Consider the following 15155-nt stretch of genomic DNA (forward strand, 5'->3'; position numbering starts at 1 on the left):
AGAGCCCGTTACCCAAACGGGCTCTTTTGCATAACGAGATGCAATTTTTTGCAGCGGCGCCACCTTCCCATCGCTGCAACAACTGCTGCAATACCACTGCAAGTCCCCGATAGCTCAGTCGGTAGAGCGCCGGACTGTTAATCCGTAGGTCCCTGGTTCGAGCCCAGGTCGGGGAGCCAAACACGTGAAAGGCCCGTCAGCATTGACGGGCCTTCTGTTTTATCGGCCGCTTTTTTCGATCGGCGTATCGACCAGATGACCGGGCCCTGCCTATGGTACCGTTTAGGTCGGTCTCGTCGTTCCTGCCAGGTTTTCGCCCCCATCCACACGATCATGAACGCGCCACGCTTTCGCGATTGCGCCCGCTACTGGCGCACGCCGCTCCTACCGGACGCCGATATGCTGACGGCCGAGTATCGCGAGCACGCGTTCGCGCCGCACTGGCACGAGGCCTATACCGTCCCCATGATCGAAGCGGGTGCGGAAGCCTACACGTACCGGGGCGGGCGCCATGTTGCCGAGCCAGGCTCGGTACCGATCATCAATCCCGGCGAAGTCCATACGGGCTCACGCGCGATCGAAGCAGGCTGGCGCTACCGCGTGCTCTACGTCCCCGTCGACTACGTCCATCGGCTGGCCGCCGATATGGCCGGCAAGCCGCAGGCGATGCCATGGTTCCCCGTGGAACCCATTTCCGACCCCGATCTCTCCGAACGTATCGGCCGCGCGCATCGACTGCTCGAAACAGGCGCCGACGTGCCGGGCGCCGATGCGCCGGGCGCCGACGCGCTGATGGCAGAAACAGCGCTCGTCGAAGCGCTTTCACTGCTGATCGCGCGTCACGCACGGGTGCAGCCGGCCGGCGTCCAGCGCGCGGCCGATCCGCCGCGTGTGGCGGCTATGAAAGCGCGCTTGGGTGCAGACCTCGCCGAACCTGTCACGCTGACCGAGCTCGCTAGCGTCGTTGGCCTCTCGGCCTTCCACGCCGCACGGCTGTTCGCGCGCACGACCGGCCTGCCCCCGCACGCCTGGCGTAACCAGCTGCGCTTGCAGCGTGCGCTGGGCCCGCTGCGGGCGGGCGTACCCGTTACCGACGTCGCAGCCGCGAGCGGCTTTACCGATCAAAGCCATTTCACGCGGCACTTTCGCCGCATGTTCGGCGTGCCGCCTGGCCGCTGGCAGACCAGCTAACCGGTTCGCACGCCTCGCGCGCTTCGCTCGGCAGCATCCGCTTTCCACATTCGTCCTTGTTCGTCCTCTCCACGCGCAAGAACGTACAAGCCCGTTGCGCACACGCGCCGGTATCCTCGTCTGCCATAGGAGGAACCTGCCTTGAATTCGCGCACTTCGCTCAACGAATTTGCCGACGGCGCACGCGACACGATCCCGATGATGGTGGGCGGCGCGCCGTTCGGTGTCATCTTCGGCACGCTCGTCACGTCGGGCCCGCTCCATCTCTGGCAGGGCCAGTTGATGTCGCTCGCGGTGTTCGCCGGCTCGGCCCAGTTCATTGCGCTCGGGCTCATCGCAGGGCACGCCGGGTTCGTCGTCGTATGGGCCACGACTTGCGTCGTCAACGTTCGTCATCTGCTCTACAGCGCCACGCTCGCGCCGTACGTCGCGCACCTGCCCGCCCGCTGGCGATGGACGCTGGCCGCACTCTTGACCGACGAGGTGTTCGCCGTGGCCTATTCGCACTACCGCCACGCACCACCCGGCGCCATCGGCCCCCACTATTTTCTCGGTTCGGGTGTGGCGATGTACGTCAACTGGCAGATCTGGACGCTTGCCGGCCTCGTTTTCGGCGCGGCTTTTCCGAGTTTGCAGTCGCTGGGGCTCGACTTCGCCATGGTGGCGACGTTCATCGCGATCGTTGTGCCGCAACTCGTCGCACTGCGCTACGTCGCCGCAGCCGCGACGGCAGGCCTGCTCGCGATGCTCTGCGCCGCGTGGCCCTACAAGCTCGGCTTGCTGGCAGCCGTGGCGGGCGGCGTGGCCGTCGGCCTTGTCCTTTCCAAGCCCTGGGCAGCCCGCCGGGAGCAAGCGAGGGCCACGCAATGAACTACGTCGTTCTGATCGTGGGCATGGCGCTGATTACCTGCCTCATTCGCGCGGCAGTCTTTGTGCTGGGCGAGCGCGTCGTCTTCCCGCCGCTCGTGCGTATGGCGCTCGGCTTCGTACCCGTCACCGTGCTCACGGCAATCATCGTTCCGATGGCCGTGGCCCCTCACGGCGGCGGGCCTGAGCTGACTTGGCGCAACCCGCAGCTCATCGGCGCGCTCGCCGCGTGTGCCGTTTCCGCTCTCACACGCCGGCCGCTGTTGACCATCGCGGCCGGGATGGCCGTCTTCTTCACCTGGCAGTGGCTCGTCGCGCACTGACGCGGTGCAAAAATCGTCCTCAAGTTCCGCCCCGCGCAGCCGATAAACAGACGAAATGCATGGGCTGGCCAGCGAGGTTAGCGACGCGATATAAGATCGCCACCGCCGTCGCCGCCCCCATCCGAGACATCGACGCGATGCCTTTTCATGCATCGCGAAGCGCCACCTGGCTGCCTGATTGGTCGCCGGCGGGTGCTGCCGCTGCTCCGCGCGTCGCCTTACGCGGCGCGGCGAGCGCATGCACGAGCCATCAGGACACGCCATGGGCCAGATCACCCTTTCTCTTCGAGATGAGACCGTCGCCTCGCTGCACAAGGACTTCGAAGCCTTCGTGCGCGTATCGCTCAAGCTCGATCCGCAGTTCGCGACGCCCTCGTTCGAAGACTTCCTGCGCGCCAAGCTGCTCGACAACATGGTGCCGCTCACCGAGCACGCGGTACAGCGCATGCTGCAAGGCGGCCAGTACGCGTGGGCCAAGCGCACGCTGGACAAGGAGTTTCCCGATGTCGTGGCGATCCTCGTGCAACAGGCCGAGGAGCACGGGTTCGCGTTCGCGTACCGGTCGCAGTGGACCTCCGACGAACTCGCGAAGGCGTGCCGCGACTGGGCTGCTGCCATCGTCAAGGAAGCCGGTGGCGACGCCGCCCTTCTCGACCCGCTGGCGGCACAATTCAAGTCGTCAGCGCGAGACATTCAAGCGCTAGAGGAAAAGATGCAAACGCCGGCCTGGCGTCTTGCCGAATCGCTGCGCCAGCGCGTCTACGAAGCGAAGATCGCCTGCGAAACGAGCGTCGGCAGCACCGCGCGCGAGAAGCTCGGCGAGCTGCGCGGCTTGCTCAAGCTCGGGCTCGCCCATGGCTCGTTTCAAAAGCAGGAAGCCCAGCAGATCATGGAGTTCTTGCGGCTGCTCAAGCCCGAAATTTTCGTCGAAGAACCCTACGACATCTTCTCTCGCCTCGCCACGTGGCTGCGCAGCATCTTCATGGTGCCCGCCACGGCATCGCAGCCGCGCCCCGAGCAACGCAGGCAACGGTGAGGCTCGATGCGGCCCGCCGTATAGCTTCGTTCGTCAATCCCACATTTTCTTGAGTTGCGCGGCGATATCGACGCGCGCCTTGGCCGCCGCAGCGCGGCCGGCCTCGCTCGGCGCAGCGGGCGGCACAGCGGCGGGCCAAGCTTCAATCTGAAAATGCGGCAGCAATTGCGCGGGGATAAAACGCGTGCGCGATGCGAACACATGGCGATCGCCATGCTGCGCCTGGTTATGCACGTAAAAACGCTGCGGCACAACGATGTGCAGATCGTCCTTCGCACGCGTCATCGCGACGTAAAGGAGCCGACGCTCTTCATCGAGTTCGCTTTGCGTGCCCGCCCCGAGATCGGAAGGAATGCAGCCGTCCACGCCGTTCAATACGAACACGTTGCGCCATTCCTGGCCCTTCGCCGAATGGATCGTCGAAAGGATCAGGTAGTCCTCGTCGACGAGCGGCGCGCCCGCTTCGCCGCTCGTCGCATCGGGCGGATCGAGCGTCAGTTCAGTCAAAAAGCGCTCTCGCGACGCATACGTCGCAGCTAGGCTCTCCATTTGCAAGATATCGGCATGGCGCATCGCCGCATCGTCGTGCTCGCGCTCGAGATGCGGCTCGTACCAGCGCCGCACCTGCTCGAATTCGGCGGGCCAAGGCGTGCGGGCGCCAGCCAGATCGGCCATCAGCGCGACGAATGACGCCCAGTCGGCCGCAGCCCGCGCCGGCGGCGCGAAGGCAGCCAGAGCATGCGCGAAATCGGGCGCCGGCGCGGCTTCGTCGAGCAGCCGCGCGGCCGTCGCGGGCCCCACGCCCGGCAGCAATTGCGCGACGCGGAATCCCGCCATGCGGTCGCGCCGGTTCTGCGCCCAGCGCAGCACGGCCAGCACGTCCTTCACGTGGCTCGAATCGAGAAACTTCAGCCCCCCGAATTTCACGAAGGGCACGTTACGTCGCGTCAGCTCGATTTCGAGCGCTGCGCTATGGTGAGCCGCCCGAAAAAGCGCGGCCTGCGCTTTGAGCTTGACCCCGGCCTCCCGCGCCGACAACACCTGCTCGACGACGTAACGCGCCTGCTCCAACTCGTCAGCGACATTCACCAGATGCGGGCGCTGGTGCGACGCCCGATCGCTCCATAGGTCTTTGGTGAAGCGCTCCGATGCAAGCCCGATCACCGCGTTCGAGGCAGCCAGGATCGGCACCGTCGAGCGGTAGTTGCGCTCGAGCGTCACGCGGTGCGCTTGCGGCGTGAAGTGCGCCGGAAAATCGAGAATATTGCGCACCGTCGCGCCGCGAAACGAGTAGATGGACTGCGCGTCGTCCCCGACAACCGTCAGCCCCTGCCCATCCGGCTTCATGGCGAGCAGGATCGACGCCTGCAAGCGGTTGGTGTCCTGATACTCGTCGACTAGCACGTGATCGAAACGCGCCGAGAGGTCGGCGGCAATGGCCGGCTCCGCAGCCATGCGCGCCCAATACAGCAGCAGATCGTCGTAATCGAGCACGTTTTGCGTTTGCTTCGCAGCCACGTAGCCGCTAAACAGACGCCGCAATTCTGCCTCCCATTCGCGGCACCACGGGAACGCCGCATCCAGCACATCGGCCAGTGCGTCGCCGGTGTTGACGACGCGCGAATAGACCGCAAGACACGTCCCCTTGGTCGGAAACCGGCGCGCTTTTGCCGATAGGCCCAAGTCATGCCGGACGACGTTAATCAAGTCGGCGCAATCCTCGCGATCGTGGATCGTAAAGGCAGGCGTCAGGCCGATGCGCTCCGCATACTCGCGCAGCAGGCGCGCGCCAATGCCGTGAAACGTGCCCGACCACGTGAGCGCCTGGGCGAAATCCGCGCGCGACGCCAGCGCCGCGCCGGCAATGCGCGTTGCGCGCCGGGTCATTTCCTGCGCCGCTCGGCGCGAGAATGTCAGCAACATGATGCGCCGCGGATCGACGCCCTTGACCACGAGATGGGCCACCCGGTGCGCGAGCGTATTCGTTTTGCCGGAGCCGGCACCGGCAATCACAAGCAGCGGCCCGCTGCGGCCGATGTTTTCGCCCACGCCGTATTCCACGGCCGCGCGCTGCGCGTCGTTGAGTTTGTCGAGATAGGTGGCGTCCGGCGATGGACGTTTAAGCGCAACAGGGGACGAAAGCACGACAAATCCGAACTGAAAATCGAGAGTTCACGCGGGTGGCGCGGCGATGCATACTGTATATCCATACACTGTCTGCCCGCAAGTAAAGCGTTCGGCCTATTCCCGCGGCCGGCCGCATGGCTTAAGATGCGTGCCCTCCTTCGTTCAACCGCCTCGCACATCTGGCCATGGCCAATCTCAATTTCACGCTGACGGGCGAGTACGTCGAATTGCACAATCTGCTCAAGCTGACCGGCCTCGCCGACAGCGGCGGGTCAGCCAAAGCGCTCGTCGCCGGAGGTGCCGTTACCGTCGATGGGCATGTCGAGCTGCGCAAGACCTGCAAAGTCCGCGCGGGCCAGGTGGTGATGTTCGGTGACACCCGCATCGCGGTTCACGAAGCCGTCTGAGCATCGCACCGCGGTCGCGGACAAAGCCGTCCATCGACAGGCGCGCCGCCAGGCAATAAGCTGCTCCTCTTGCTTTCCGATAAAAAGGGCCATCGCGCAGGCATCGTCCTGTCGCACTGGCGCCAAACACCCTACGCGAGGCCTCCGCTTCGTTCAGCCATGCCACAACCCGGTCTCTCGCACGCGGCGAATGCGCCGCCTACCTTCTCGCGCCACGCCGCCGAAACGGCGAGGCTCGCTGCGCCGCTCGCCATCTCGCAGCTTTCGCAAATGGCGATGGGCGTAACCGATACGATCCTGCTCGGCTCGCTGGGCGCCGATGCGCTCGCAGCGGGCGGCCTCGGCGCGGGCCTCTTCTTCGTCATCGTCACACTGCTGCAAGGCATCCTGAGCTCGGTCAGCGTCACGGTCGCGAACGCGCGCGGCGCACAGGCCGAACACCGTGTGCCGCACATTTACTGGACCGGGCTGCTGCTCTCCGCACTGCTCGCCGTGCCGGCGTTCGCGGTACTGTCATTCTCGCAGCCGATCCTGCTCGCATTCGGTGAACCCAGTGCCCTCGCGCGCGACGTCGGCGCCTATACCGGCGTGCTGCGCTGGGCCGCGCTCGGCAGCCTGATCGGCATCGGCATGATGCGTGCGTTCTTGCCGGCCATCGGCGCGGCGAAGCGGCTGCTGTGGATCTCGATTGCGAGCGTCGGCGTCAACGCGGTACTCAACTACGGACTGATTCACGGTGCCTACGGCCTGCCCAGGCTCGGGCTCCTCGGATCTGCCACCGCGACCACGATCACGGTCTGGCTCACGGCCATCGCCCTGGTCGCGCTCTTGCATGGCCGCAAGCGCTATCGGCATTTCGTTGCGGCAGCCCGCCCGAACGTCCCGCTGATCAGCGAGCTGTTTGGCATCGGTTGGCCGGTTGCAATCACATACGGCGTCGAGTCGACGCTCTTTCTCGGCACCGGCCTGATGATCGGCCTGCTCGGCGAAGCCCAGCTTGCCGCGCACCAGATCGCATTGAACGTCGCATCGGTCTCGTTCATGGTCCCGCTCGCGATCGGACAAGCCGCCAACGTGCGCGTGGGCTATTGGATGGGCGCCGGGCAACCGCTGGCGGCGCGCCATGCCGGCTTCGTCGCGCTCGGGCTCGGCGTCGCCTTCATGTCGCTGTCCGGCCTCGTACTCGTCGTCGCGCCGCACGCGATCGTCGGGATCTATCTGCATCTGGACGATCCAGCCAATGCGCAGACCATCCGTATCGCCGCATCGTTGCTCGGCGTAGCGGCGGTATTTCAAATCGTCGACGGAATGCAGGCGGTCGGCTCCGGCTGCCTGCGTGGCCTGAAAGACACGCGCATTCCGATGCTGGCCGCGGCGTTTGGTTATTGGGGCGTGGGTTTTCCGACCGGCTATCTGTTGGCGTTTCATGCCGGTCTCGGCGCGCGCGGGCTTTGGTGGGGGCTTGCAACTGGGCTCGCGAGCGTGGCGCTTTTGATGACCCTGCGGTTCGAACGGATGACTCGGCGAAGCCGACATTCGTAGCGGAGGATCGAAAGCCGGATCGCACGTCGTACACCGCCCGCATTTTTCGCGAGGCTTCTTTTTGCCACCCCGGACAAGCCCCAGCCCCCGCTGCGGGCCACCTTCCCCTAGAATGAGTTTTTCGTGGCAGAGCAAACGACTTCGCTGTGACGCAAAAAACCCTTCCAGCACAACGGAGTCCGCAACGTGGCATCTGAGGCACGGGCGGCTGGCACGCGGCGCACCTGGCATCCGCTGCGCTCGATACAGCGCGTCACGCGTCGCACGCTGGCACGTGCAGGTGCGGTCGCAGTCACCGTCACCGTCACACTCGGGCTGCTAGGGCTGAGCGCTTGCTCGACGCTGCCGCCGGCCACCTCGCTCGATCGACCTGCGACGCACGCGTTGGCGGACCCGCAAGCCACACCGCTCGGCACAGCGCTTACGCCCCTCGTAGCCGCGCATGCGGGCCAATCCGGCTTTCGCCTGCTGACAAACGGCACAGACGCGCTGCAAGCGCGCATTGCACTTGCGCGCGCGGCAACGAAGACCCTCGATCTGCAGTACTACATCGCCGCCGAAGACACGACGGGGCGCCTCTTGCTCGCCGCCGCGCTTTACGCGGCCGAGCGGGGCGTGCGCGTGCGCATGCTCGTCGACGACCTCAATTTCAAGGACAACCGGCGCTTGATGGCCGCGCTCGCGACGCATCCGCTGATCGAAGTGCGCGTCTTCAACCCGTTCGGCGGCACGCGTGGCAGCGTATTTGCGCGCACTGAAGACCTGCTCACGCGCCTCGACCGCTTCACGCGCCGCATGCATAACAAGGCGATGATCGCCGACGGCGCCGTGGCAATCGTCGGCGGACGCAATCTCGGCGATGAATACTTCAGCGCGAGCCCCACCTTGCAGTTTCGCGATCTCGATGCGTTTGCAGCGGGGCCGATCGTGCGCGATGTCTCCCGAAGCTTCGATCTTTTCTGGAACAGCGCGCTCGCTTATCCGATCAGCGCGCTCGACAAACGGCATTACGCTGCCGACGACCTGCGCACCGCCCGCGAAGCGCTGCGCGCGCACTGGCGCGCGCAAGCGGAAACGGTCGGCGCAAAGCCGCTCACGAGCGAGCCGTTGGCCGTCCGGATATCGAAAGAAGAACTCGGTCTTGTGTGGGCGCACGCGCAGTTTCTCGTCGATTCACCGCGCAAAGTCACCGATCCGAACGACACCTACCGCAGCCCGCCGATGCAGCGGCTCGCCGAACTCGTGCGCGGCGCACAGCATGAGGTGCTGATCCTCTCACCTTACGTCGTGCCCCATACTGCCGGCGTGCAGATGCTCGGCGCGCTGACGCGGCGAGGCGTGCATATCACCATCGTCACCAACTCGATGGCGTCGACCGACGCAGTCGCCGTTCACGCAGGCTATGCTCCATATCGCATTCCGTTGCTCCAAAACGGGGTCGAACTCTACGAGTTCCAGCCGCTGCAACAGGAGCATTCGCGCTTGTTTTCCGGCTCCGGTTCTGGCTCGCGCTCGAGCTTGCATGCGAAGGCCTATGTGATCGACCGGCGCATGCTCGTGATCGGTTCGCTGAATTTCGATCCGCGCTCGGCTCACCTGAACACCGAGCTGGCGCTCTTTATCGACAGTCCCGCGCTGGCCGAAGCCGTCGCGTCGCAGATACTGCGCGCCACATCGCCCGATGCGAGCTATCACGTCACGCTCGCCACGCCGGAGGAAAACGCGCGGCTGCGCGCAGAAGGTGCGCCTGTGTCGGGCCTCGTGTGGAGCGCCAACGAAACGGTGGACCACGTGTCGTATCACCGCACCTGGTCGCTCGATCCGCAGGCCGGTTTCCTGCGCAACTTGCTGACGGGGCTATTCTTGTGGCTGCCGATCGATTCGCAACTGTGAACGCCGTTACCGATTCGATCCTTCCTACCGGAGCCGATCATGACCGACGATGTACGCATGGAACGCGATGCGTTCGGCGAAATCGCTGTGCCGAATGCCCGTCTGTGGGGTGCCCAAACGCAGCGTTCACTGGAAAATTTCAAGATTTCGAGCGAAAAGCAATCACCGGAACTCATTAACGCGCTCGCGCTCGTCAAGCGCGCCGCCGCCGAAGTCAACCTGGAGTTGGGTGTGCTCGCCGAAGACAAAGCGCGCGCGATCGTTCTGGCCGCGGATGAAATCATTACCGGCCGTCATGCCGGCGAATTTCCGCTGGCCGTCTGGCAAACGGGCTCGGGCACGCAAACCAACATGAACCTGAACGAGGTCATCGCGAACCGCGCGAGCGAAATTCTCGGTGGCCAGCGCGGCGAAGCACGCCTCGTTCATCCGAACGACGATGCCAACCGCAGCCAGTCATCGAACGATGTATTTCCGACCGCCATGCACATCGCCGCCGCGCAAGGCATCGTCAAGCACTTGCTGCCCGCGCTGTCGGCCTTGCGCGCCACGCTCGACGCCAAAGCGCGCGCGTTCGCCGATGTCGTCAAGATCGGCCGCACGCATTTGCAGGACGCCACGCCGCTGACGCTCGGGCAGGAATTCTCGGGTTATGTCGCACAGATCGAGCAGGGCATACGGCACGTCGAATCGGCGTTGCCGCATTTATACGAACTCGCGCAAGGCGGCACCGCCGTGGGCACCGGGCTCAACGCGCCGGCGCAGTTCGCCACGCGCGTGGCCGCCGTCATTGCGCGGCTGACGGGGCTGCCGTTTGTCAGCGCGGCCAACAAATTCGAGGTGATGGCCGCGGCTGACGCGCTCGTCTTCGCGCACGGCGCGTTGAAGACGGTTGCCGCCAGTCTGATGAAGATCGCCAACGACATACGCTGGCTCGCGAGCGGCCCGCGCTGCGGTCTAGGCGAGCTGACCATTCCCGAGAACGAGCCGGGCAGCTCGATCATGCCGGGCAAGGTCAATCCGACGCAGTCCGAGGCGTTGACCATGCTCTGCTGCCAAGTATTCGGCAATGACGTCGCGGTCAATATCGGCGGCGCGAGCGGTAACTTCGAGCTCAACGTGTTTCGCCCGATGATCGCGCACAACGTGCTGCAATCGATCCGCCTGCTCGCCGATGGCGTCCGCAGCTTCAACGATCATTGCGCGGTCGGCATCGAGCCGAACCATGCTCGCATCGACGCGCTGCTGAACGAATCGCTGATGCTCGTCACGGCGCTCAATCCGCACATCGGCTACGACAAGGCGTCGCGGATCGCCAAGAAAGCGCACAAGGAAGGCACCACGCTCAAAGCCGCGGCGCTTGCGCTGGGCTACATGAGCGAGGCGCAGTTCGACGAATGGGTGCGGCCGGGCGACATGGTCGGCCGGCGCGGCGTCTAACCCCCCTCAGGCACCCGTGGGGTGGCGTGGCGGGTCAGATTCTGCCCTGCGCCATTTCCTCGGGCTTGAGTTCGACGATCGCATCGAGCGCGCTCTTGACGTCCATCGCATACTTCGCCACGCGCTTTTGTTCGTCGGTGGCGGGCACGAACGGCGGCACGGGAATTGGTGTGCCGTTTTCATCGACGGCCACGAACACGACGAGGCAGTCCGTCGTGAGGCGCAGTTGCCCGCTCTTCGGGTCGCCCGCATGAACGCTCACGTGAATGTGCATGCTGGTGCGGCCCGTGGCAACGACGCGTGCACGCAACTCGACGAGATTGCCGACCAGAATCGGGCGCCGAAAGCGGATATTGCCGACGCTGACGGTCACGCAATATCGTCCTGACCAAACGGCCGCGCAAGCATAGGCGGTCTCGTCGATCCACTTCATCAGTGCACCGCCATGCACTTTGCCGCCGAAGTTGACGGAGGTCGGCTCGGCCAGGAAACGAAACGTCGTTTCCGAGCGATCCAGCGGGGCGATCGGGGTTTGCATCGGGGCTCCGTAGTGCGACAAATACGCGCGTAAAAGCAGCCGATTATACGGGCGCAATATTCCGGCAGACGCGCGCGACCCGGCGCATCAATCTACCTACGTATCCATGCGCTATTTGCGAAAAGTGACACCCCTGTCGATCGTGCCGTACATCGTGATGCCGCTGGGGTGCTCGTCTGCGCTCGCCGACGCGCCGCCCTGCGCGCAGGCGGCGCAAAGCCAGACAACCGCAAGCGCCGCTAGCCACGCTTTCATTCGAACCTCGCTTTTCCGCGCTGCATGAATTCGACATTCTAGCTGGCGCGCCAGACGCATTCGACGTTTCATGACAAACGGAAACGTCGAATACCGAAGACGATTAAAGTAGACGTTTCTTATCGGTTTTTTGGAGACGGTTATGTCTGCCCTCTTTGACGGCGATCCACGCGAAAGCGGCCATTTCCCGGGCTTGAGCCGGATCGGCGCACTGCTTGCCGACCCGGGACGCGCGGCCATGCTGTGGGCGTTGATGGACGGCAGCGCGCGCCCGGCCGGCGAACTCACAATGATTGCCGGTCTTTCGCCATCCGCTGCAAGCGCTCATCTCGCGCGCCTCACGGAAGGCGGCCTGCTCTCGCTCGAAGTGCGTGGGCGCCACCGCTATTATCGAATCGCAAGCGCTGAGGTCGCGACCGCGGTGGAAGCACTCGCGAACCTTGCGCAAGCAAGCGCGCCGCAGCGCATGTCGCCGCGTCCCGCACGGACCGTTCCTCTCGATTTGCGCTATGCGCGCACTTGCTACGACCATATGGCTGGCGAATTGGCGGTACGTGTGTTCGATCGGTTGCTGACGCGCGATTGGCTCATCGAACGCGATGGCCTCGTCGAGACAACCGACGCCGGCACGCAAGCGCTCGCACGTTGGGGTATCGATCTCGCGCAGCCTCGCGCACGCAGGCGGCGTTTCGCCTGCACCTGCCTCGACTGGAGCGAACGACGCGCGCATTTGGGCGGCGCACTGGGCGCTGCGCTCCTTGAACACTGGTGTGCGCAAGGTTGCGTCGAGCGAGCGGAAAAACCGCGTGTGCTGCGTATCACGCCCGCCGGACGGAAGCATTTCGAGGCACTGCTCGCGCCTTGAGCTGCTTCCTACGAACCTCCGGCGTCGAGCAGCACACGCGGACATGTTTGGTTACACGCGGCGATGGCGAATTTACAAAAGACAGAGCCTTGATACAGGGGATGGCGATACATTGATCTCACAGATGCGCACCATTCGCATTTGCCTTCGAGATCGGATCATTATGACAACGCGGACCACCACCTCCCCCCTCGTTACATTCCGCTGCCTGACCAGTTGCATGCTTATCGCCGCCGCACCGTTTGTGCTCGGCGCGAACGGCGCTTACGCGCAAGCCGCGCCGTCGCCCGAGGCGCAAAGCGCCGGGCAAAGCGTCGATCCGCCCGGCCGGGTGGCACGGCTGAACTATATGGCGGGCACGGTGACGACCGAGCCTGCGGGCGCAAGTGATTGGTCCTATGCGTCGCTGAACCGTCCGCTGACGACCGGCGATCAGCTCTGGAACGACGCCAACGCACGCTCGGAACTGCACATCGGCTCGACTGCCGTGCGGCTCGGTGCATCGACCAATCTCGACGTCCTCAACCTCGACGACACCAACGCGCAGCTGAAGGTCACGCAAGGTACGCTGTCGACTCGCGTGCGCGAACTCGCACCGGGCTCGTCATACGAAATCGATACGCCGAACGTCGCGTTGGCGGCTACGCAAGCGGGCGACTATCGAATCGATGTCGCCCCGGACGGCAGCACCACCACGGTCACCGTGCGGCGCGGTCAACTGAATGCCTATGGCGACAACGGCCAAATGCCGCTTGCTGCGGGCCAGCAGATCACCTTTTCAGGCACCAATTTGCAGACGGCCGCGAGCACGGAAGCCCCGCCGCCCGATGCGTTCGATCAATGGGCGGCAGCGCGCGACGCAGCTGCGGACCGCTCGGCTTCGGCGCGCTATGTGTCGCGCGAAATGCCGGGCTACGAGGACCTCGACGCCAACGGCACCTGGCGCAACGATCCGCAGTACGGTTCCGTATGGGTGCCGAGCGCCGTGCCGACGGGCTGGGCGCCCTATCACGACGGCCATTGGGCCTGGGTGGCTCCGTGGGGCTGGACGTGGGTCGACGATGCGCCGTGGGGCTTCGCGCCCTATCACTATGGCCGGTGGGCGTACGTCCAGTCGTCATGGTGCTGGGTGCCGGGCCCCATGGCCAGCGCGCCGCCCGTCTACGCGCCCGCGCTGGTTGCGTTCGTCGGCGGCGGAGGCGGCGGATCGAGCTGGAGCGTCGGGCTGACGATAGGCGGTGCGGCGGCGCCGGGCGTTGCCTGGTTTCCGCTCGGCCCCGGAGAAGTCTGGCGGCCCCGATACGGCGGCTGGAGCCCCCGTTATTTTGAGCGAGTCAATCAGACCGTCATTAACAATCGGAACGTCAACGTCACGAATATCAACATCAACAACATCCATAACACGTATGTGAACTATCGCGCGCCGGGTGCCGTCACCGCTGTGCCGGCCACCGCGTTCGTGCAAGGCCGCCCAGTCGCTCACGCCGCTCAGCGCGTCGACCCGCAACAGTGGCGCAATGCTCAGATCCACCCGGGCGCGCCAGGAATCGCGCCGGTGCGCGAGAGTTATGCACCGGGGCAGCGCTCAGCGGCGATTCGCCCGCCGACCGATCTGGCTCAGCGCCGCGTCGTCGCCACGCGAGCGCCGGCGATACCGGCCGTCTATCACGACCCGCTCGCGCAGCGCCTCGCGCAAAGCGGAGCGCTCGTGCCCGGCGCCGGCCGCGCGGTCGTCAGAATGACGCCGCCAAGCAGCGTGGCGGCGCAAATGGCGCATCCGACGGCGGCCAATCCTGCGGCAGCGCGCAATGTCCGCCTCGTCGAGCGCCAGTCTCCAATCGTCACGCCACGCGCGGGGGCCGAGCCGGCAGCGGGACGCCCTCGCCCTGCTGCCGCCGGCCCGGTGACGCCGGGCGGCGGCGCGCCGCGGCCCGGGCCGGAGCAACAGTCGCGTGCATTGGTGGGCGAAGCGCCAATCCGCCCGCAGACGAATGGCGTGCCTCGGCCGCCAGCCGAGCGCGGCGCCGCGCCGGCCGCGCAAGCCGCGCAGACTGCGCCAGCGGCGGGCGCAGCAAGGCACGAGCCGTCGTGGACGCAACCGCACGCGCCGATTGCTCAGCAGCGCGAGCCCGCGGCGCAACCTGGCGTACGGGGCGGCGCGCCTGCCGCGCAGCAGCCCGGAGCAGCCCTATCGCACCAGCCGGAACGCTCACCGCAGGTGACGCAGTCCCCGCCCGCGGCGAACGCCGGCATCGAACGGCAGCCGACACCGCACGTGCCGCAACCAGCCGCTCGCGAACCGGCGCAATCGACACGAGTGCCGGCCGAAGCGCGCCCGCAGCCGCAGGAACGAATCGAGCCGAGGGTGCCGGCCCAGCAGCCAATGCAACCGCGGATCGAGCCCCGTGCGCAACCGCAGCCGCAACCGCAACCGCGCTTCGAACAACCGAGACCGCAGCCGCAACCACAGCCTCATTTCGAACAACCGAGGCCGCAGCCGCAACCACAGCCTCATTTCGAACAACCGAGACCGCAGCCGCAACCGCAACCGCAACCGCATGTCGAACAGCCTAGGCCACAACCACAGCAGCATGAACCGCGTCCGCAGGCTCAGCAGAGTCGCGAAGGACATCATCAAGGGTAGCCGATAGGTACCAGCGCCCAATCAAAA

At 65.4% G+C, this 15155-nt stretch carries 13 protein-coding genes and 1 tRNA gene; 11 read left to right on the forward strand and 3 right to left on the reverse strand.

Translation table 11 applies throughout. The annotated features are described in order from the left end of the window. Positions 1 to 103 precede the first annotated feature (103 nt). The 5 genes from ACSQ20_RS13965 to ACSQ20_RS13985 all read left to right on the forward strand — a co-directional run bounded on the left by ACSQ20_RS13965 (position 104) and on the right by ACSQ20_RS13985 (position 3417). Positions 104 to 179: transfer RNA gene (locus tag ACSQ20_RS13965), tRNA-Asn, on the forward strand. A 154-nt stretch (positions 180 to 333) separates the two neighbouring features. Then, on the forward strand, positions 334 to 1191 hold the full coding sequence (locus ACSQ20_RS13970; protein ID WP_436020892.1) for an AraC family transcriptional regulator: 858 nt from the start codon (positions 334 to 336) through the stop codon (positions 1189 to 1191). A 198-nt stretch (positions 1192 to 1389) separates the two neighbouring features. Next, positions 1390 to 2061: an AzlC family ABC transporter permease gene (locus ACSQ20_RS13975; RefSeq protein ID WP_436023102.1), complete on the forward strand. Its 672-nt coding sequence runs from the start codon at positions 1390 to 1392 to the stop codon at positions 2059 to 2061. Continuing rightward, the gene (locus ACSQ20_RS13980; RefSeq protein ID WP_436020894.1) at positions 2058 to 2381 is read left to right on the forward strand and encodes an AzlD domain-containing protein; all 324 of its coding nucleotides are present in this window, start codon (positions 2058 to 2060) and stop codon (positions 2379 to 2381) included. The genes ACSQ20_RS13975 and ACSQ20_RS13980 overlap by 4 nt, the downstream gene beginning before the upstream one ends. A 262-nt stretch (positions 2382 to 2643) precedes the next feature. Beyond that, entirely contained in the window at positions 2644 to 3417 is a 774-nt protein-coding gene (locus ACSQ20_RS13985; protein WP_436020896.1) for a DUF4088 family protein, read from the forward strand. A gap of 33 nt (positions 3418 to 3450) precedes the next feature. Here ACSQ20_RS13985 and ACSQ20_RS13990 read toward each other — a convergent pair whose 3' ends face one another. Further along, positions 3451 to 5562 (reverse strand): ATP-dependent helicase, encoded by a 2112-nt coding sequence (locus ACSQ20_RS13990; RefSeq protein ID WP_436020898.1) that lies wholly within the window; start codon positions 5560 to 5562, stop codon positions 3451 to 3453. A 167-nt stretch (positions 5563 to 5729) separates the two neighbouring features. Here ACSQ20_RS13990 and ACSQ20_RS13995 point away from each other — a divergent pair, with 167 nt between their 5' ends. From ACSQ20_RS13995 to fumC, 4 genes are all read left to right on the forward strand, one after another. After that, positions 5730 to 5951: an RNA-binding S4 domain-containing protein gene (locus ACSQ20_RS13995; RefSeq protein WP_436020900.1), complete on the forward strand. Its 222-nt coding sequence runs from the start codon at positions 5730 to 5732 to the stop codon at positions 5949 to 5951. Between the two features lie 159 nt (positions 5952 to 6110). Then, positions 6111 to 7493: an MATE family efflux transporter gene (locus tag ACSQ20_RS14000; RefSeq protein ID WP_436020902.1), complete on the forward strand. Its 1383-nt coding sequence runs from the start codon at positions 6111 to 6113 to the stop codon at positions 7491 to 7493. A 234-nt stretch (positions 7494 to 7727) separates the two neighbouring features. Further along, entirely contained in the window at positions 7728 to 9386 is a 1659-nt protein-coding gene (locus tag ACSQ20_RS14005) for a phospholipase D family protein (RefSeq protein ID WP_436023104.1), read from the forward strand. Positions 9387 to 9425: 39 nt separating this feature from the next. Further along, positions 9426 to 10826 carry a class II fumarate hydratase gene (gene fumC, locus ACSQ20_RS14010; protein WP_436020904.1) on the forward strand — a complete coding sequence of 467 codons (1401 nt, stop codon included), beginning with the start codon at positions 9426 to 9428 and terminating at the stop codon, positions 10824 to 10826. A gap of 34 nt (positions 10827 to 10860) precedes the next feature. Here the strand turns inward: fumC and ACSQ20_RS14015 are convergent, their stop codons facing one another. Together ACSQ20_RS14015 and ACSQ20_RS14020 are read right to left on the reverse strand one after the other, a co-directional pair. Then, positions 10861 to 11364 (reverse strand): acyl-CoA thioesterase, encoded by a 504-nt coding sequence (locus ACSQ20_RS14015; protein WP_436020906.1) that lies wholly within the window; start codon positions 11362 to 11364, stop codon positions 10861 to 10863. Between the two features lie 111 nt (positions 11365 to 11475). After that, positions 11476 to 11619, reverse strand: a complete 144-nt coding sequence (locus ACSQ20_RS14020; protein WP_436020908.1) for a hypothetical protein — start codon at positions 11617 to 11619, stop codon at positions 11476 to 11478. Positions 11620 to 11761: 142 nt separating this feature from the next. Between ACSQ20_RS14020 and ACSQ20_RS14025 the strand changes: the two genes are divergently transcribed. Together ACSQ20_RS14025 and ACSQ20_RS14030 are read left to right on the forward strand one after the other, a co-directional pair. Beyond that, positions 11762 to 12484: an ArsR/SmtB family transcription factor gene (locus ACSQ20_RS14025; RefSeq protein ID WP_436020910.1), complete on the forward strand. Its 723-nt coding sequence runs from the start codon at positions 11762 to 11764 to the stop codon at positions 12482 to 12484. Positions 12485 to 12647: 163 nt separating this feature from the next. Then, entirely contained in the window at positions 12648 to 15128 is a 2481-nt protein-coding gene (locus tag ACSQ20_RS14030) for a DUF6600 domain-containing protein (protein ID WP_436020912.1), read from the forward strand. The last annotated feature ends 27 nt before the right edge of the window (positions 15129 to 15155 follow it).

Source organism: Trinickia sp. LjRoot230 (assembly GCF_964253315.1).
Classification (GTDB): Bacteria; Pseudomonadota; Gammaproteobacteria; order Burkholderiales; family Burkholderiaceae; genus Trinickia.